Source organism: Pelagicoccus sp. SDUM812002, from assembly GCF_031127835.1.
In the GTDB taxonomy this organism is placed as follows: domain Bacteria; phylum Verrucomicrobiota; class Verrucomicrobiia; order Opitutales; family Opitutaceae; genus Pelagicoccus.
Window position 1 is genome coordinate 140,349 of record NZ_JARXHX010000003.1, and the last position, 18,900, is coordinate 159,248.

The 18,900-nt window shown below is 55.8% G+C and carries 11 protein-coding genes; 8 read left to right on the forward strand and 3 right to left on the reverse strand.

Annotated elements, in window-relative coordinates; translation table 11 throughout:
* Positions 1-57 precede the first annotated feature (57 nt).
* Entirely contained in the window at positions 58-891 is an 834-nt protein-coding gene (locus QEH53_RS06170) for a sialate O-acetylesterase (RefSeq protein ID WP_309022274.1), read from the forward strand.
* 18 nt (positions 892-909) lie between these two features.
* A complete protein-coding gene (locus tag QEH53_RS06175) occupies positions 910-2,094 on the forward strand; it encodes an alpha/beta hydrolase-fold protein (RefSeq protein WP_309022275.1) in 1,185 nt (394 codons plus the stop codon).
* 12 nt (positions 2,095-2,106) lie between these two features.
* On the opposite strand, the gene QEH53_RS06180 is transcribed toward QEH53_RS06175, so the two are convergent.
* Positions 2,107-3,330, reverse strand: coding sequence for an MFS transporter (locus QEH53_RS06180; RefSeq protein WP_309022276.1), 1,224 nt, complete (start codon positions 3,328-3,330; stop codon positions 2,107-2,109).
* Positions 3,331-3,645: 315 nt separating this feature from the next.
* Between QEH53_RS06180 and QEH53_RS06185 the strand changes: the two genes are divergently transcribed.
* The 6 genes from QEH53_RS06185 to QEH53_RS06210 all read left to right on the forward strand — a co-directional run bounded on the left by QEH53_RS06185 (position 3,646) and on the right by QEH53_RS06210 (position 17,156).
* Positions 3,646-5,532, forward strand: a complete 1,887-nt coding sequence (locus QEH53_RS06185; protein WP_309022277.1) for a glycoside hydrolase family 44 protein — start codon at positions 3,646-3,648, stop codon at positions 5,530-5,532.
* A 394-nt stretch (positions 5,533-5,926) separates the two neighbouring features.
* Positions 5,927-11,749, forward strand: a complete 5,823-nt coding sequence (locus tag QEH53_RS06190) for a S8 family serine peptidase (RefSeq protein ID WP_309022278.1) — start codon at positions 5,927-5,929, stop codon at positions 11,747-11,749.
* A 284-nt stretch (positions 11,750-12,033) separates the two neighbouring features.
* A complete protein-coding gene (locus QEH53_RS06195; RefSeq protein WP_309022279.1) occupies positions 12,034-13,398 on the forward strand; it encodes a Gfo/Idh/MocA family oxidoreductase in 1,365 nt (454 codons plus the stop codon).
* A gap of 35 nt (positions 13,399-13,433) precedes the next feature.
* On the forward strand, positions 13,434-14,468 hold the full coding sequence (locus tag QEH53_RS06200; RefSeq protein ID WP_309022280.1) for a glycoside hydrolase family 43 protein: 1,035 nt from the start codon (positions 13,434-13,436) through the stop codon (positions 14,466-14,468).
* A gap of 57 nt (positions 14,469-14,525) precedes the next feature.
* Positions 14,526-15,485 (forward strand): alpha/beta hydrolase, encoded by a 960-nt coding sequence (locus QEH53_RS06205; RefSeq protein ID WP_309022281.1) that lies wholly within the window; start codon positions 14,526-14,528, stop codon positions 15,483-15,485.
* Positions 15,486-15,725: 240 nt separating this feature from the next.
* Entirely contained in the window at positions 15,726-17,156 is a 1,431-nt protein-coding gene (locus QEH53_RS06210) for an NAD(P)/FAD-dependent oxidoreductase (RefSeq protein WP_309022282.1), read from the forward strand.
* Here QEH53_RS06210 and QEH53_RS06215 read toward each other — a convergent pair.
* Both QEH53_RS06215 and QEH53_RS06220 read right to left on the reverse strand, forming a co-directional pair.
* Positions 17,140-18,279: a hypothetical protein gene (locus QEH53_RS06215; protein WP_309022283.1), complete on the reverse strand. Its 1,140-nt coding sequence runs from the start codon at positions 18,277-18,279 to the stop codon at positions 17,140-17,142. The genes QEH53_RS06210 and QEH53_RS06215 overlap by 17 nt on opposite strands.
* A complete protein-coding gene (locus QEH53_RS06220; protein WP_309022284.1) occupies positions 18,254-18,814 on the reverse strand; it encodes a hypothetical protein in 561 nt (186 codons plus the stop codon). Before QEH53_RS06220 ends, QEH53_RS06215 begins: the two co-directional genes overlap by 26 nt.
* Positions 18,815-18,900: the final 86 nt, after the last annotated feature.

The following is an 18,900-nucleotide window of genomic DNA, read 5'->3' on the forward strand; positions in this document are numbered from 1 at the left end:
TTTAGTGAATACGGGGAGCCACCCCTTACGATTTAACCCACCATCCCCATACGCCCCATGAATCGACTCTTACCCGTACTCGGCCTCCTCGTCGCTATCAACTTCTCCAGCCTGCAGGCGCAAGACGATGACTTCTACATTTTCCTCTGCTTCGGCCAATCAAACATGGAAGGCTTTCCGGGGATTCCAGAATCGGAAAAAGGGCCGGTCAACCCTCGCTTCCAAGTTCTCGCCGCTGTGGACTTCCCCGAGATGGGACGCGAAAAAGGGCATTGGTACACCGCCACCCCGCCCCTCAGCCGGCCCCCAGCTGGCCTTAGCCCCGCTGACTACTTCGGCCGCGCGCTCGTCGCCGCCTTGCCAGAGGACAAAAAAGTGGGCGTCATCAACGTCGCCGTGGGCGGCACCAAGATCGAGCTCTTCGACGAGACCACACGCGAATCCTACCTCGCCGACGCTCCCGATTGGCTGCACAACATCTCAAGCGCCTACAACAAGGATCCCTACGCCCGCCTCATCGAGATGGGCAAGCTTGCCCAAAAGGACGGCGTCATCAAAGGCATCCTCCTCCACCAAGGCGAGTCGAACACCGGCGACAAGGAATGGCCCGCCAAGGTCGAGGCCGTCTACCAGAACATCCTGCACGACCTCGACCTCGACGCGGTAGACGTCCCACTCCTCGCCGGCGAAGTCGTCGCCGCGGACCAAAACGGAAAGTGCGCCAGCATGAACGAAATCATCCGCACCCTCCCAGAAACCATCCCCACCGCCCACGTGGTCTCTTCCGAAGGCTGCCCCGACGGACCCGACGACCTCCACTTCTCTCCGGAAGGATACAAAATGCTCGGTACCCGTTACGCGGATACAATGCTCCCCCTTCTAAAAGACTAACCCCATCTCGACCCAACCATGAAAACCTACCCCATACTCGCCACCCTCGCACTCTTCGCAACGACGCTCGCCCAGGCTCAGCAGGCCAACGTCAACCTCGACTGGAACCCGCAGAAAAACACCGAGAACCTCACCCCCTTCAGCGCTCCGCTCAACTCGCCCGAAGTCCACGACGATCGCACCGTCACCTTCCGCGTCAAAGCCCCCGATGCCGAGAAAGTCGAACTCAACGGAGCAATCCTCGCCGCATTCGGACGCAGCTGGGGCGATACCATGCCCTTCGAAAAAGGCGACGACGGCATCTGGGAACTAATCATCGGCCCCGTCCGCCCCGACATCTACGCCTACCTTGTACAGGTCGACGGCGTCCAAGTCCCCGACCCGTCTAACACCATCGCATCCTTCACTGGCATGCCGCCCTACAGCCAGCTCGTAGTACACGGCGACGAACCGGCATACTACGACGCCAAAAACGTCCCCCACGGCACGATCGCCCGCCACATCTACCACTCCGACGTTACCGACGGCGAACGCGATCTCTACGTGTATACGCCTCCTGGATACGATTCCTCCAAGAAATACCCCGTCCTCTACCTCATGGGCGGCAGCGGCGAACTCCCCCACAACTGGATCTACGACGGCCGGGCAAACTTCATCTTGGATAACCTCTACGCCGAAGGAAAAGCCAAGCCCATGATCATGGTGATTCCCAATAACCAAGTCATTCACCGCAATCATCCAGAGCACCGCCAGCTGAGCTTCGGCATCCTGGAGCGCGAGCTCCGCCAACACGTCGTCCCCCTCGTCGACAGCAACTACTCCACTATCCAATCCCCCAGCGGCCGCGCCCTCTCCGGCCTCTCCATGGGCGGACGCCACACCATGATCGTCGGCCTCAACTCCCTCGATCTCTTCGGCTCCTTCGGAATTCTCAGCGCGGGTGCAACCGACGCCGAGGAAGTCCTTGCCGATTTCCTCAACGACCCAAAAGCCAATCAGAAAGTGGACTACCTCTTCATTGGCCAAGGAAAGCAGGAAGCAGAAGGCCGCTGGAACGACCGCGTTCAAGCGCTCGTCGACACCCTCAAAGCCCACGACATCGAATACGAGTATTCTGTCGCTGGATACACCGCCCACGACTGGGCCACCTGGCGCGCCCTTCTGCACGAGGACTTTCTCCCCAACCTCTGGCGCGACCAGTAAAGTCCCCCCGTCTCACGCTCCAGCCCGACGTCTCGACGCAAAATAAAGCCCACCCAGGACGACCACAAAAACCACCAAGAACACGGGCACGACCTCCAGCGAAAAACGATTCGCCAGAACCCCCACCAAACTCGGCAAACAAGCGGCCCCTAGCCCAGCGGCCGCTATCTGCATGCCCATGGTATTGCTGAGATGCTTCGTCCCCACCCGACGATGTGTACCAGACACCATGCCGGGAAAGATCGGGGCAAAAGCGAAACCAATTAATCCAACCGCAACCAACCCCAGCCAGCCCACCGGATTCCAGGCGAAGAGCAAACTGCCAGTCAAAGCGAGACCTAGGCTGCCCAAAACCAAACGATGGTTTCCGAGAAGACCGGCAAACACCCCGGCCACCATTCGCCCCACCGTAAACATTCCCCAGTAAACCCCGACCCAAAGACCCGCGCTCGCGCCGGCGACTCCCCGTGACTCCGTCAACAGCGAATACGCCCAATGCCCCAGCGTCATTTCTAAGCCGGTATAAGTGAAAAATAGCCCCATGCTAATCCAAACCGACAAGTCCCCCAACGACTCCCAAAAGCTCGCTTCACGCACCTGGTAAGACTCAGCAGGGCTGACCGCCTCCTCTGCCCCAGCATCCTCCAAAGCGCTCTGCTCTGTCGCCTCGGCCACCGTCCCACTTTCCCACCGATTTGCTGTCAGCAAAAAGCAAACGCCGAGCGTCACCTGCGCCCCGCCCACTACCCAGTAGCCCGCCCGCCACGTCTCAGCAAGATTCAGCCCCGCTGTCATGATCAAGGGACCCAGCGTTATCCCCACCCCGAAACTGGCGTGCAGCCACTGCATCAGCCGTTCGCTATGGTGTTTCGCGACGTAAGTGTTGAGGCCCGCGTCAATCGCTCCCGCCCCCAGCCCGACCACAATCCCAATCGCGACAACCAGCCACCAAGACGGAGCCACCGTGAAACCGAGCAGCGCCGCCCCCGTTGCCGCGCAGCTAAAAGCGAGCAAGCGGCCAATCCCCAGCCTACGGCTAAGGATACCGCTAAAAAAGCTGCTTAGCATATAGCCGATCATGTTGGAAATCAGCAACGGTCCCAGAGCATCGAGTGGTCTCCCAAACTCATAGCGCATCGACGGCCAAGCCACCCCCAACAACCCATCCGGCAAACCGAGCGAAATGAAGGCGACAAAAGAAAGAGCGATCAGCAAAAGGCGGCGTCGGTCAGTCATACGGTCCTCAACAAAAGAAAGTGAAACCGAAACGTCGACATCCTCCCGCCACTAAAGCGAGTTCGAACTGCGCTAAAAGTACGAGAGTCAAACGGAAGCGTGGACAAAGCGTGTTTGCGCCTCGATAGACACAGCCATCCCTGATCGTCAGCATCGAGCTCGCCCGCGTTTAGCAAAAAGTCGAAAATACGCTAAGCTCCCAACAACCCCAAACGACCTAACCAACATATTTAATCTAACGCTAAATCATCCAAGATTGATCCCACGACCCTTTGCCTCCATATCTCCATTCTACCCTAAAAAAACACACCAGCTATGCCCCTCTCCCCCCGAACCTCTCCAAAGCACAAAACGAGCAAATTCCTCGCCACCGCCGCTGCCTTCGCACTCGCGAACGCGCTCGCCGCAGAGCCCGTCACCTTCGAAATTCACCTCGACGGCGAGCTCACGGAAATCAGTCCGCTCATCTACGGTCTCAACGACTGGAATCGCGACGAGAGCACCGAAGTCCTCAACTACACCCTCGAACGCATGGGCGGCAACCGCATGACGGGTTACAACTGGGAAAACAACTACTCCAACGCCGGCAACGACTACATCCACCACAACGACGGAGGGCTTGCCTCCCAAGCAGAACCCGAGGATCGCCTCAAGCCCGGCCAAGCCGTTCGCCTCAGCGTCGACCACGCCCAAGCTGGCGGCCGCCCCAGCCTCGTCACCCTCCAGCTCGCAGGCTACGTCGCCGCCGATAGCAACGGCACCGTGAGCGAAAACGAGGCCGCACCAAGCGAGCGCTGGAAAGAAGTCGCCATTCGAAAAGACGGTGACCTCTCGGTCACCCCCGACACCAGCGACGCCTTCGTCTACCTCGACGAGCAAGTCAACTTCCTCCTACAAACCTACGGCCCCTCCGCCGAGGGCGGCGTCTTCGCCTACAGCCTAGACAACGAGCCGGCCGTCTGGCCCTTCACTCACGAACGCATCCACCCGGAACGCCCGACCGTATCCGAAATTGTATCCAAAGGAGCAGACACCGCAGAGATGGTCAAAGAGCTCGACCCGAATGCCCTCATATTCGGCCCCGCACTCTACGGCTGGGGCGCCTACGTCGATTTCTCCGCCCCGGACTGGTCGTCCTACTCCAGTGAATACGATTGGTTTCTCAGCGCCTACCTCGGCGAGATGAAAAAACGCTCCGACGCAGCAGGCCATCGCCTGCTCGATGTCTTGGATATTCACTACTATCCCGAAGTCTCAGTAGTCACCGGAAAAGACAGCCAGAACAACGACGTCTACACCCGCATCACCGACAGCTCCAACGACAGCGAAGCCCTCACTCAAGCCCGCCTCCAAGCCCCTCGTTCCCTTTGGGATTCTAGCTATGTCGAAGAAAGCTGGGTCACTCAACACAGCACCGGCGGCCAGCCCATCGAACTCTTCCAACGCATCCACCCTTCCATCGAAACCCACAACCCTGGCACTAAGCTCGCCATCACCGAATACAACTTTGGCGGAGCTGAAAACTTCAGTGGTGGTCTCGTCCAAGCCGATGTATTGGGAATCTACGGACGCTACGGACTTTACGCAGCCTGCTTTTGGGGCGACGTCGACGGCTTCGTCGTACCAGGCTTCAACATCTATCGCGACTACGACGGACAAGGCTCAACCTTCGGCGACATCAGCATTCCCACCTCAACCACAGATGCCGCCTCCTATTCCTGCTACGCCTCCATCGATAGCCAAACCAGCGACCTACACGTCATCGCCATCAACAAGACCGACATCGCCCAAGACGTCATACTAGACTTCAAAGACGATTCCCTTCGTTTCGAGCGCATGCAGGCATTCGGTTTCAGCGAGGCAACCGGTCCAAATATTCAAAACATGGGCAGCTGGGAGGCTAATTTCAGCAGCGAGATAGAAATCACCCTGCCCGCCCATTCCAGCATACACTTTATTATCGAAGGCCCCGATAGAGAATACGATAAGCTTACCATTCAAGGATCCGACCCAGAGGGAGTCATCACTACCCAATTCCGCCCCAGCGTCGGCACCCCCTACTTACTCCAATACAGCGAAGACCCAAACACATGGAGCGACCCCGGAGATACAATTCCTGGCGATGGACAAGCCCGCGACATAAAACTCGCACCGACGGGGACTACGGACTTTTGGAAAATCGAGGGAAAACGAGTACAATAGCCCTAGCCCTTTATTTTCTATAACTCCGGATATAGAACTTCCATACCCTTACCCGTATATAAATTATTACCGCTTTTTTAGACCCTCAAAGATAGAAAGGAAATATACTATATAAAGTACTTTTGGTACAATCGCAACTTGTACCTAAGGCCAATACTTTTCATCTTTTTCGAATCCCCAAGACACGCCCCAGTTATTCCCAAGAATGAACAAGCAAAAAAAACCTGTCCGAACGCTTTTACGTTTCACGCCACTCATTCTTGCGACGTTGCACCACCGCCGCCGCTGCAACCGGACTCCTGCTCTAACCACCCCACAATAGACAATTGCTCAACGAGTCCACTGGGATACGCGCATCATCATATGCTGCCTTTGCCCGAAGCTCACTCTAAATATGAAGATACGCAATTTCGTTACAGCGGCAGTTCTCGCAGCGTCAATTGCGGGCATTGCGGTGCTCACAGTCAAAGAACCTCTCCGAAATCGGTCAAAGTCCCTAGCAACTGAAGCATCACACGACCGCTCATCGCATCACGCAACCTCTACTAGATTCGACAAAGAGTCACCCAACCCTTCCCTACCTCCAAGCGAACAGCTTCAATACAAAAACCCCAAGGACTGGAGCAAAGCCACAGTCTTAAGCGAACGCATCGAAACAACCGAGGGATCGGGCGCCACCCAAAAACGACGCCATCGTATCGTATCCACACCCGACTTCACGTATCCAATACGTATCACAGAATCTCTACGCCTAAACGAAGACGGCGAAGAGACCGTCGAGCGAATCATTTCTGCATACGTGGCAAACCAAATAGTCCTCAGCTCTGAATCCGAACTCGAACTTCGAGAAGCCGAGCAAATCGCTGAAGCGCTGGGATGGACAGTGCGAAGCCACTACCCGAACTCGTCCTTAGCAGTCATCGAGACCACAAAAATCGAACTCGATACCGTCGAGACCGCTCTCGCGGTTCTAGCCAACGCCAACTCGGTCGTAACCGCCGAGCAAAACGAGATCCTTTACGCCCTAACCGCGCCGAACGACCCCAGGTATCAACTCGGACACCAATCGTCGCTCGAACCTCCAGAAGACTTCGGCATCAACGCTCTCGCAGGTTGGGGCGTGCGAACAAACTCAGACTCCGTCATCGTCGCCATTGTCGATTCTGGTATTCGTCTCGACCATCAGGACCTGGCGGCGAATCTGTGGACGAACGAATATGAGATTCCAGGGAACGGTATCGACGACAACCAAAACGGCTATGTTGACGATGTCCACGGAATCAACGCCATCGCACGCGATGGGGATCCGTCCGACGACAATGGCCATGGCACCCATATAGCAGGTATCATTGGGGCGGGCGGCAACAACGGAATAGGGATCAGCGGCGTCGCATGGCATAGCAACTTGATGGCCATAAAAGCCCTGAACGACGCCGGTCGCGGTGTCGCCTCAGATGTCATCGTCGGCATCGACTACGCTGGCCAAAACGGGGCGAAGGTCGTGAATGCGAGTTGGGGAACCGACGTCTACTCGATTAGTCTGCAATATGCCATCGAACGCCTGAACGAGAAAGGAGCGGTCCTCGTAGCAGCTGCTGGAAACGATTCACTCGACATCGACATACCGAAAGACCGAATCTTCCCAGCCGCTTACTCCAACTCCAATATCCTATCAGTCGCCAACTCTACTTTAGACGGCAGTCAAACTGGCACTACCAACTGGGGGAAACGCAACGTCGATATTGCAGCGCCAGGAGAGGACATCCTATCAACTTGGCACACCTCTACCGATGCCTACACGACCCAATCCGGAACGTCTATGTCGGCTGCATTCGCCACAGGAATTCTCGCCCTCACAGCCGCAGAGTACCCTGATTCAAGCGCCACTGAGCTCATCGATCGTATTTGCCTAACCACTACCCGTTCCCGAAACCTTTCACGCGTCACAAAATTTGGCGGCATCCCTAATCTCTATACATGCCTAACAGCTCAAGAACTTCCTCATGTCCCCATACTCTGGAGCGGCAGTGAAACGGACCCCATCCGCTTCACGGGGGAAGATGCGAGCTTCAGCGTGGAAGCTGAGAGCGATACCGAAATTTCCTACAAATGGTACCTCGATGACGAAATCATTCCCGACGAAACCGACCCCAGTATCCAAATACTAGAGATTGCGCCCTCCGATGAAGGCGAGTATGTTCTAGTCGCTACCAATGACGAAGGACAGGCTGAACTAAGCTTCTTCCTAGACGTACTTGAGCCAAACCCCGCATTTCAAACAGCCTTGGATGCCAATTCGAGTATAACCATATACTCACCCAACAACACCCCTTGGCGCATCGCCTCAGACAAAACGAGCGAAGGAGACCAGATTTTAGAGTTTCCGTCCGACTCGCCTCGAGGCGAATCGAACCTCTACGCACGCGTGCACGGTCCAGCAACACTTCGTTTCAGATGGTTTGTCGACGACCAGCTAAACTCTGGCTTCTCCTTTCGCTTTGGAACCGAATCAGTCTCGAAAACGCCACAGCAGCGGGTTTGGCACTACTCCGAAATCGATCTACCTGAAGATATCGAGCATACACTCGCATGGTGGATGTTCATCTACTCCAAATCTTCCTTTCTGCGGCCGGTTCTCGCCAAAATAGATTCAATCAAAAGTTATCCTCTAAACCAAGCAGCTCCGCTAATCATTGAGCATCCCAGGGATTACGAAGGAACAGTGGACAACAGGGTCGCGCTTTCTCTTTCGGCCATTGGCGACGACCTATCTTACCAATGGTACCAAAACGACTCGCCGCTTTCTGGCGCGAATGAGCCAAGCTTAAACCTCGGCTACCTAGAAGAAACCAAATCCGGCACCTACTACGCTATCGTAACCAGCCCCTACGGCTCAGAGCAAAGCCAGAACGCTACCGTTACTTTCATAGACCAGGCAGACTTTCCTTCATTTATCGAGGACACAGCGACTTTTGAATACATCGTAGGAGACACAGCCGTCCTATCCCTTCCATTCCAAGGCACCGAACCCTTAACCTTCCAATGGTACCGCTACGACACACCGATCCCTGGCGCTACCCAATCTACCCTTCGCTTCGATCCTGTGGGTTTCGTTCACGGCGGCACATACAAATTGCGGATTTCAAATCCGCTAAGCCCCCAAGGACTCCTTAGCCGCGATGTTTACTTGCGGCTCATTCAACAAGGCATTCCACCACGCTTCTCCGAATCTCCTGAAATCACCCGCGACACAAAATTAGCATTCGGAGAATCAACCTACATCGAACCTTATGCACCCGAGAATGGGCACTTCGAGTATCAATGGTTCAAAGACGGGATTCCTATCGACGGAGCCAACGATCTAAAACTCTTCTTCGAGTCCGTAAGCTTCGAAGACCAAGCCGTCTATTACCTGGAGGCGAAAAACGAATTCGGCACCGCCCAAAGCTCTCGCTACGCAACGCATATAACCGGACAATACGCAGAGGCGCTCGACTTCGACGACATCCTATTCGAAAGCAGCTCCGCTTTCCTTTCACCTACGAGCGATTTAGCATACGACGGAGTAGATTCAGTCACCCTCTCAGCAGAGGGTGATCCCGAACATGGGGCCCAATCTACATTGTACGCTAACATCGAAGGTCCCGTAAATCTGTCGTTTTACTGGAGGCAATCCGCAGGTTCGCAAGCCGCCCTGAGCCTTTCGATCGACGGGCAAAACGTCATCTATGCCCCTCCCAATGGAGAATGGGAGCGATCCGTCGTTCATATTCCAGAAGGCGAACACGATCTACGCTGGACTCATTCTTATACAAAAAAAGAGGAAGGAGCTTGGCTCGATCAATTCTCCTACACCCTGACGCCCGCTTTTACTCGTGTATCCGATCCGCAAGTACTCGCCACCGTATCGACGACTCGCCTCTTCGCCGAAGCGGCGGGAGAAGAACTGAACTATCACTGGTATCGCAACGGACTCTTAATCCCTTCCGAAAACGATTCAGACCTAATTCTCGACACCTCTAGCATCCAGAATTCGGACCGGTTTCAAGTTGTCGTCTCTTCACCCCATGGCGAGCTCAGATCGCACGACATCCAGGTGGTAACCATCGAAAGTATTTTCCAAGACATACCTCCACAGTTCTCATTGGGCGAACAAGAACCGTGGACGGCAAACGTTGATTCGGAGTATCCCAACATTAAGATCGAACTCCCCCCAGGGCAAAGCGCATCCATCAACTACGCCCCTACCGAAGCCGCTAATTTGGCCTTCGACGGATACTTTTCCTCGGGTACTGACCTGCATGCCTATCTCGACGGAGAGGAAACGACCATACACACTTATTCGTCACCTCAAGCTCCCTTCTCCCGTCGAATAGAAATACCTCCTAGCGGCGGATTGCTTGAAATCAAAATAGAAAACACGAGCGACCAACTTGCAAATATCTCGATCTCCTTTCTCAAAGTAACGAACCAGCCCCTTATAACTCGTCAAACAAATATCCTCGATACTGCGAACAATGGTTACGAACAGGTCGAGGTCGCCATTGTATCCACTTTCGAAAACACTATTGCATGGTACAAAGGCACGGAGCTGGTTTTAACGGAAATCCTAAGCGACTACTATATCGCTCGGCCAGATCTCGAAGCATACGTCAGCGACCAGGAAATCTCGGCCGCTTTCCACTGCGTGATAACCGACCAAAATGGACTCTCAACCCAATCTGAAGACATCCTCGTAATAAGGAACATCACAGCCCAGATCGCACTAGACTCCCCCGAAACCTACCTCACAGTCGAGGGCGCAAAGATCGCCTTCGACTCCGAGTACAAAGCATCGGGTAATCATTCCATACGTCTCGATATTCCGTCCGATTCTAAACTCGCGACAATACGAATCGATGCCTTCATCGACGAGGGACATCTTCCGTTCACCGCAAAACTCAGGTCGAGCGACCCCCGCTTACAAATGTACCTATCCGATCCACTCGGTTCTCGAAGACAGGTCTCCCTCGATGCGACATGGGAAGAAGTCCTTCTCATGACCGGCGAGCATTGGTGGGACTACATCATCGAAATCGAAAACCCCTCGGAAATAGAAGGAAGCATCTGGATCGATCAGGTCGAAGCCTATGAAGGGTTCGTCGTCCTGAAACAGCCAAAACCATTTGCCACCTTTCTTGGCGGGTCGGCTGATTTCAGTATCGTAACATCAAATACGAAAAATGCCAATTACCAATGGTACCGAGACGGTATCGAACTTCCAAACGCTACCGCATCCACGTTTTCCATCGAAAAAACTTCCCTCAAGGACCTCGGCAACTATTCCGTCAAGGTCACCCAAGGCAATCAGACCTTCTACAGCGATGAAGTGTCTCTCTCCTTTGCTCCGCCCATTGCCGATGCCATCGAGCAACCCGGCCTAAAAATATCCACCTGGGGCGACGCATTCTGGTTTATCGATCGAGAAAACTCCGTCGACGGATCATGGTCGATCCGCTCAGGCGAGTTGCAAACAGGGCAAACCAGCGGCATTCGCTTTCACTTCGACGAACCCGGTTTCGCCCACTACTTCTCAAAGCAAAAGTATATCCCCAAACACGAGTCCATTTCCGAAGATGCTTGGTCACACGTCGAATTCACCTTTCTAGAAAGCGACAGCACAGCCACGATAGAAGTTTCCCTTCCCAACTATCCAAACCTATACACTCAAGCTCCACAAACGATTTGGGTGGATCGACTCAGCATCCAATCCGTTCCAATCCGCAATTACAGGGACTGGGTCGCGTCCCAAGACCTTCCTACCCTCTCTAGGGAAGCGAGCTTCCCAATTGGTGACGAAAATGCGGATACTGACGGCGATGGTATCATCAACCTCTTCGAATTCGCCCTCAACCTCGACCCCTACACCGCCGACCAAGCCCCAAAGATTTCAACTGAATGGGAGAACGGTAAACCCGTCGGCGAGCTCCACTACCAAGCGCTTAATCTAGCAGGATACAAGATCTCCCTCGAATTCAGTACCGACCTCGTCAACTGGTGGATCGCCCAACCAGAAACAGAAACCAGCATACCATCCATCGATGAACCCTACCGCAACGTAACCAGCCGCTTCGATCTAATATCTGAGGATGGTCAACCCTTGTACTGGCGATGGAGAATCGCACGCTCGGAAACCCCATCCATTAACCTCAGTTCACTCCGGATATCAACTGAGTAACCCTCCGCAGTTTAAGACAGGAAAAATTGCCTCAATTTGTCAGTGCACTTCGAATCTCTCTACTCTAAGCCTATCCGCAAGAAGCCTATGTATCAGAGTTCTCACCCTTAAAACGCAAAAACTATAACCGAAGCGATAGAGGGATTACACAATCAATCAAAACTTCGGTGAAAGCATAAATATGCGCTCTATTGAGAGGACCCCCCTGACGCTCGCTACTCAGTACGATCTATCCCAAAACGTTTCAGTTCTCCCCAAAAACCCTTCCCCCTGTTCCCCAAAAAATGAACAAGCCAAAAAATCCCCTCCCCGAACGCTTCTATGTTTCACGACGCTCCTTTCTAAGACGCTGCGTCACCGCCGCTGCCGCAACAGGCCTTCCGCTATGGTTCGTCCAACGCGAGCTCGGAGCTGCCGACCTTAAAGGCAACAAGTCGCCCAACGATCGCCCTGGCGTCGCCCTCATCGGATGCGGAGGTATGGGCGGAGCGGATACGGAAGCAGCCGCCTATTGGGGAGATATCCTAGCCGTTTGCGACGTGGACCAAAATCATGCCGCAGCCGCAGCCAAACGTTTCACCGAAAAAGGACGCGTCCCCGACGTCTATAAGGACTTTCGACGCCTGCTCGAACGCAAGGACATACACTGTATCGTAAACGCCACGCCCGACCACTGGCACACCCTCGTCAACTACGGCGCCGTCAGAGCCGGTAAAGACGTCTACGGCGAAAAGCCTCTCACCCTCACCATCGACGAAGGTCGCCACCTCATCAAAGCAGTCAGAGAAAACAAAGCCGTCCTGCAAACCGGCACCCAGCAACGCAGCGACGCCCGATTCCGCCTCGCCTGCGAACTCGTGCGCAACAAACGAATCGGCACCCTCAAGGAGGCCAACGTCTGGCTCCCTGCCGGACTCGTCGAAGGCCCATTCAGCGCCGCTCCCGTTCCCGCGGAACTCGACTGGGACTTTTGGCAAGGCCAAGCCCCCGCCACCGACTACGTTCCCCAACGCTGCCACGCGACCTTCCGTTTTTGGTACGAATACTCAGGCGGTACCATGACCGATTGGGGCGCCCACCACAACGACATCGCCTATTGGGCAATCGGACAAGTCTCCCCCAGCCACGTTGCCTCCGAGCGCCTCAGCACCCCCATTCCAGGCGGCTACAACGCCTACGGCGACTACGTCGTCAACTACACCTACGCAAACGGCATCGCCCTCAACATACGCACCACTCGCGACGATAGCATCTATGGCGAACACCTCAACCCAGACGGCCAACCAAACGGTATCCAATTCGTGGGCGCCGACGGAACCATCTGGGTCAACCGCGACCGTATCGAAGCCAGCGACCCGGAAATCCTCAAGGCTGAGCTGCCCGAAGACGCCGTCCGACTCTATAAGAGCAAGCACCACATGGGTAACTTCTTCGACTGTGTGAACAGCCGCGAACTCCCAATTTGCGATGTGGAGACCGGCCACCGCTCCGCCAACATGTGCCACCTAGGCGCCATCTCTCTGCGCACCGGCAAGTCGCTCACCTGGGACGCCCAATCGGAACGCTTCACCGGGGCCAACGCTGCCGAAGCCAACACCTACCTATCCCGCGAAATGCGCGCTCCCTACGACCTAAGTTTCGTCGGGTAAACACGATACCCAAGAAAGCCGCGACCCCCATTCCCATGCTAAGATCTCTCAACCGCAGCATCCAATCGATCTGCTTCATCCCTCTCCTTGCGTTCGCAATGCCTATCGCCGCACAGACCACCGACCGTTCCGAAACCCGAATACGCGATCCCTTCGTCCTACCGGACCCGTCCTCGAAAACCTACTACATCTACGGGACCACAACTTCCGGCATCTTCGACGGCGACATCGAGCGCAAGGCCGTCATGGTTTTCCAGAGTAAGGATCTCAAGAATTGGGAAGACCCCGTTCCCGTCTGGGAAATCCCCGAAGACCACTGGGGCCGCGAAACCGTATGGGCCCCGGAAGTCCATAAATACAAAGGGCGCTACTACCTTTTCGCCACCGTCACCTCGAAAGAAACACTGCCAACCCCGCCAGGTCGCCCGCAAAACGTCCGCCGCGGCACCGAAATCCTCGTCGCGGATTCACCACTCGGCCCCTTCGAGCCTTTTGAAAACGGGCCCCAAACACCTCACGATTGGATGGCACTCGACGGGAGCTTGTGGGTCGAAGACGACGTCCCCTACATGGTCTTCTGCCATGAGTGGGCCCAAATCACCGACGGCAGCTTCGACATCGTCCAACTCAGCGAAGACCTATCGCGCCCTATCGGCAATCCCCAGCTTCTCTTCCACGCCTCCGCGGCCCCTTGGGTCCGCTGCCGCGGCGATATTGGCGAACTGTATCAAGGAAATCGATACCACGCCTACGTCAGCGACGGCAACTGGCTGCACTACACCAAAGACGGCACTCTGCTGATGCTCTGGTCCAGCTACGGGCCAGCCAAGTACGCTGTCGGCATCGCGCGTTCGCAAAGCGGCAGCGTATTCGGGCCTTGGGAACAGCTGCCCGACCCACTCTGGTCCGACGACGGCGGCCACCCCATGCTTTTCAACACCTTCGACGACCGGCTCGTTATGGTCATCCACCAGCCGAACCGAAAAGTCGAACGCGCCCGCTTCTTCGAAATCAAAGACCTCGGCCATACACTGCAACTCGGAAACGAGATCGCCATCGATCCGCGGTAGATACCTTCGAAACCTTCCCGTCTCTTTACACTCTCTGAATAATCGAATCCTAACATTATGAATAAAAACACCTCAAAAAATCGCTCATCCCTAGCCGCGGCATTCAGCCTCGCTTTCGTTTCCGCTCTCACCGTTTCCGCCATCGCCCAAGACGGCACCATTTACCCGCTGGACGCTCCGGAGGAGCCAAACGCCATCCTGCTCAATACCGGAGGTGTGGAAGACCAACCCGCGGAGGAGAGCTGGTTTCGGCAATGGGGCGAACCCATGGCCCGCAACGTCACCACCGCCACCCTCACCCCCTTCCTGCCAGATCCAGACAAGGCAAATGGAGCTGCCGTCATCGTAACGCCAGGCGGCGGATTCCGTTGGCTCTCCATGAACAACGAGGGATGGAAAGTCGCCCAGGCACTCGCCGACGAAGGTGTAGCCGCCTTCGTACTCAAATACCGACTACGGCCAACCCCACCTACACTCGAAGGCCTGAAGGAATCGATGAACCGCACCTTCGCCTCCGTAACCCCATCTGACGATGAAGAAGAAGCCGCACCGCCCCCACGTCCGCAGTGGGACCTCTCCAACCAGCTAGAAGACGCCGAGGCCGCCTACGCCATGATCCTCGACCGCGCTGACGAATGGGGCGTCGATACCGACCGCATCGGCATGATCGGTTTCTCCGCTGGAGCCGGGCTCACCATGCACAGCACCCTCCATTCCGAGACCATGGACCTAGCGTTCATCGGTCCCATCTACGGCGGCATGGGCCGTGTCGAAGTACCCGAGGACGCGCCTCCCATGTTCAACGCCATCGCCACCAACGATTTCCTCTTCAATGGCGACATCGGCGTAGTTCAATCCTGGCACGAGGCTGGCATCCCGGTGGAATTCCACCTGTATCAAAATGGTGGACACGGCTTCGGCCTGGGCTATCCTGGCAACACCGCCAACGGCTGGTTCCCCGTCTTCATGCACTGGCTCGAGGTTAATAAGTTCCTCGAAGCCGAAGCAGCCAAATAAAGCACCCTCGCCGCAAGCGGACGGGGTATTCAACAAGGAGGGACGGATGCTCCGTGCTGCGACTTAATCGCCCGTCGGAGGGGACAATCCACCACGAACCAAACGCCGCAAGCGGCGAGGTATTGGACCCGAACCGAATAAACGCTCCGGGCCCTCCGGAGCAAGTTTCCCCTAGCAAAAAGGCCACGTTTAACAAGTGCGACCTTGTTTTGGGGGAAATCTTTGGCACTCTCCTAGAATATGTCTCGAGAGTGCGAAGCGCTTGTTGTCGGTTCAGGACCAAACGGCCTCACGGCGGCGATCCGGCTCGCCCGCGCCGGCGTACGCACCCTCGTGGTCGAATTGGACCAGACGATTGGAGGTGGCGCCCGTACCTCGGAGTTGACCCTGCCAGGCTTTCGACACGACGTCTGCTCTGCGGTGCATCCGACCGCCTACCTAAGTCCCGCATTCCGCGAAATCGGTCTGGAAGATTTCGGACTCGAATGGATCTTCCCTGCGGTTTCGGCAGCCCATCCCTTGGACGGCGAATCACCAGTACTCCTGTATCCATCAGCTCGGGACACAGCTAAGCATCTCGGAAAAGACGACCGCAACTACCTGCGCTTGGTGCAACCCTTGATGCCCGAAGCTGAAAAGCTCATCGGCCAATTACTAGACCCATTCGCGCTCAAGAAAGACCTCTTTAACCAAGCCCGCTTTGGAGCACGAGGACTGCCTCCGGCAAAGTGGGTGGCAAAGGCTCTCTTCAAGGACGCGAGGGCTCGCGCCCTGTGGGCAGGCTGCGCCGCGCACTCCATCCTGCCCTTCGACTTCTGGGGTACCTCGGCGGTAGCGCTCGTCTTTTTGCTGGCCGGGCACCTCGCTCCCTGGCCAGTGGCGCTCGGAGGCAGCAGCTCCATCGCCGCGGCGCTCGAGAGGGCCTTTCGGGAGGCGGGTGGCGAGATCAGGCTCGGACAAAAGATCGAACGATTCGATCAGCTACCCAAGGCATCCCGATACCTCTTCGACCTCGATCCGAAGCAATTGGCATCGATCTGCGGTAACCGGTTGGGAAACCGCTACAGAAAGGCGTTGAGCCGCTACCAGTACGGGCCGGGCGTATGCAAGCTGGACTTTGCGCTCTCGCAAGCTATTCCTTGGCGCGACCGAGATTGCCTCTTGGCTTCAACGGTACACGTCGGGGGCGACTACGAAGAAGTCGCAGCGAGCGAGAGGGCAGCTTGGGATGGCGTTTACTGCGACAAGCCGTTCGTGATGGTTTGCCAGCAAAGCCAGTTCGACCCCAGCCGCGCCCCTAGCGGCCACCATACCGGATACGCGTATTGCCACGTGCCAGCAGGCTCGGCCCGCTCGATGGCGCCGGAGATGACGAGGCAAATCGAGCGCTTCGCTCCCGGATTCTCCGACTGCGTCTTGGCAACGAATGAGACCACCGCATCCGGCTTCGAAGCCTACAACCCGGCTTATGTGGGCGGCGCGATTAGCGGCGGAGCCGCCAAGCTGACACAGCTCTTCACGCGGCCGGTCGCTAAGCTGGACCCCTACCGGACCTCAAATCCGAATCTGTTTCTATGCTCCCAATCGACTCCTCCGGGCGGCGGGGTACACGGGATGTGCGGCTGGAGCGCCGCGAGGTCGGTGTTGAGGTCGCTCAAACGGCAGGGCTAAGCTCCTCTTTTGCAGGCGAGGCGCCCCGCCGTTCGCCTTTGACGAAGCCGAAAACAGAAAATCCGATGAGACAGAGCCAGATCACGAGGGAAACGTACATCGCGAACATATTGGCATCTTCGTTGACGGCGATAGAGCCGGACTCCAAAGCCCTGATGTAAAGAAAGCGAACCATGAGTTGGTAGAGCGTAAGCGCTACGGCCGCCATCATCGCCACTTTGAGAAAGGCAGGTGGAAGTGGCAGACCATTTCGCAAGGAACCCGCTATGGGTGCGATAAGAAAGGCCCCGTAGACGACGGCATGGGGCGTGAAGAGGATGTTCAGCAACAGCAAGTTGCCGAGATGGAAGCAGCAGGCCGCAATCAGCCAGCCATGCCAGAAACGACGCCCTGCCACGAGGAACAACAGTCCGCTCAATTCAAAAAGGACCGCAGAGTAGTCGAAGAGCTCGTAGACTAGCGGCGGCAAGATTTCTACAATCGGAGCGAGGAAGTGTTGGCGTTCTAAAGTATAATAGCCTCCGTTAAACCAAGCCAAAAAGCCGCTGGTGCTTGGGTCGAAATCTATCCATACATACGCCTTCTCGAATCCGGCGGTGAACATCGCAAAAGCGACGACGATCGCAAGAATCCCGAAGCTACCGTTGTGGCGGGCGTCGCTAAGGGGTCGATCCGGCAAAAGAGCGTACCGGCAGCCCCAGTTGGAGAACGACAAGCAGATGAGAGTCGTATGGATAAGAACCCCACCGTGGTCGATCTTCCCGAAGCTGTAGCTAAAGTTTGAAGCCGAGATGTATAGCAAAGCGATCGTCAGGCCCGCAACCCGTGCCTTCACTCCTGCTGCAACACAGAAGCAAGCAAGGGGAAGCAGCATATCGACGCCATAGAAGAACCAGTTGGGAGGAAACGAGCCGTAGGCGTTTGCGAAGCTTAGGAATGGGGGATCGAACCAAGCTGCGGGCGCCGCGCTGATCCATGAGAAAGCCTTCAGGTTGAAAAGAAAGTAGGCGCCAAGAAGGATCCGGAAAATGGCGGCTTCGCATTGACCCACGTATGCGGCTTCTGCGATTCGCAGCCAAACTCGATGGATCACAACGTCAAATGAGATCGATTGTAACTTCATCGGTGATCTCCACCTGAGAGACTTCTCTCGTAGCTTTGTCGATTAGGAATTTTGTTCGTCGAATGGTCAGGGTGTCCGTTGAACAGTCCTGCTGCTGAAGCCGCTCGCGAAGCAGGGAGCGGACTTGTCGCTCATCTTCTTCACTCACTAGTTTCCTGGGCAGTGAGAGCTTCTCTGGACGAAAGGGCTTTGGGATGTACTTAAACCTGAGCGAATGGCTGGGCGGTGCAGCAAGCGCAAATTGGCTTTCTAACAATTTCGGGAGGTAGTTTATCGGCAATGGGGCAATGAGCTTTCGGGCATCCAGCGCAACCTCTGCGGAATCGCTTACGTTTCGCCCGATGAGTTCAGTTTTAGTGGCAGTGATGGCAGTCGAGTCCGAGTTCGCCAGTACAGCGCCCGACGGCAAGACGACACTGGGGTAAACCTCAAGTTGATGCGATACGGTACGAAGCACAAACGGTGACAACAGAATTGCGGATATAAGAAATAGTGCCTTTACGCTCGCGGATCCCATCATCATGTACTGCTGCATTTGCCTAGATGCAGGCTCATTCGAATTCAAGGTAATTTTGGTCAGAGCGTCAAAAAGGAGACCGAACAACAACGTGTCCTTAGGTG

Excerpts from the sequence above, each read along its gene's own strand:
- QEH53_RS06215 (WP_309022283.1), bottom strand. The coding sequence starts at position 18,279 with ATGAAGTTACAATCGATCTCATTTGACGTTGTGATCCATCGAGTTTGG.
- QEH53_RS06200 (WP_309022280.1), top strand. The coding sequence starts at position 13,434 with ATGCTAAGATCTCTCAACCGCAGCATCCAATCGATCTGCTTCATCCCT.
- QEH53_RS06205 (WP_309022281.1), top strand. The coding sequence starts at position 14,526 with ATGAATAAAAACACCTCAAAAAATCGCTCATCCCTAGCCGCGGCATTC.
- QEH53_RS06210 (WP_309022282.1), top strand. The coding sequence starts at position 15,726 with ATGTCTCGAGAGTGCGAAGCGCTTGTTGTCGGTTCAGGACCAAACGGC.
- QEH53_RS06190 (WP_309022278.1), top strand. The coding sequence starts at position 5,927 with ATGAAGATACGCAATTTCGTTACAGCGGCAGTTCTCGCAGCGTCAATT.
- QEH53_RS06185 (WP_309022277.1), top strand. The coding sequence starts at position 3,646 with ATGCCCCTCTCCCCCCGAACCTCTCCAAAGCACAAAACGAGCAAATTC.
- QEH53_RS06220 (WP_309022284.1), bottom strand. The coding sequence starts at position 18,814 with ATGCAGCAGTACATGATGATGGGATCCGCGAGCGTAAAGGCACTATTT.
- QEH53_RS06195 (WP_309022279.1), top strand. The coding sequence starts at position 12,034 with ATGAACAAGCCAAAAAATCCCCTCCCCGAACGCTTCTATGTTTCACGA.
- QEH53_RS06180 (WP_309022276.1), bottom strand. The coding sequence starts at position 3,330 with ATGACTGACCGACGCCGCCTTTTGCTGATCGCTCTTTCTTTTGTCGCC.
- QEH53_RS06170 (WP_309022274.1), top strand. The coding sequence starts at position 58 with ATGAATCGACTCTTACCCGTACTCGGCCTCCTCGTCGCTATCAACTTC.
- QEH53_RS06175 (WP_309022275.1), top strand. The coding sequence starts at position 910 with ATGAAAACCTACCCCATACTCGCCACCCTCGCACTCTTCGCAACGACG.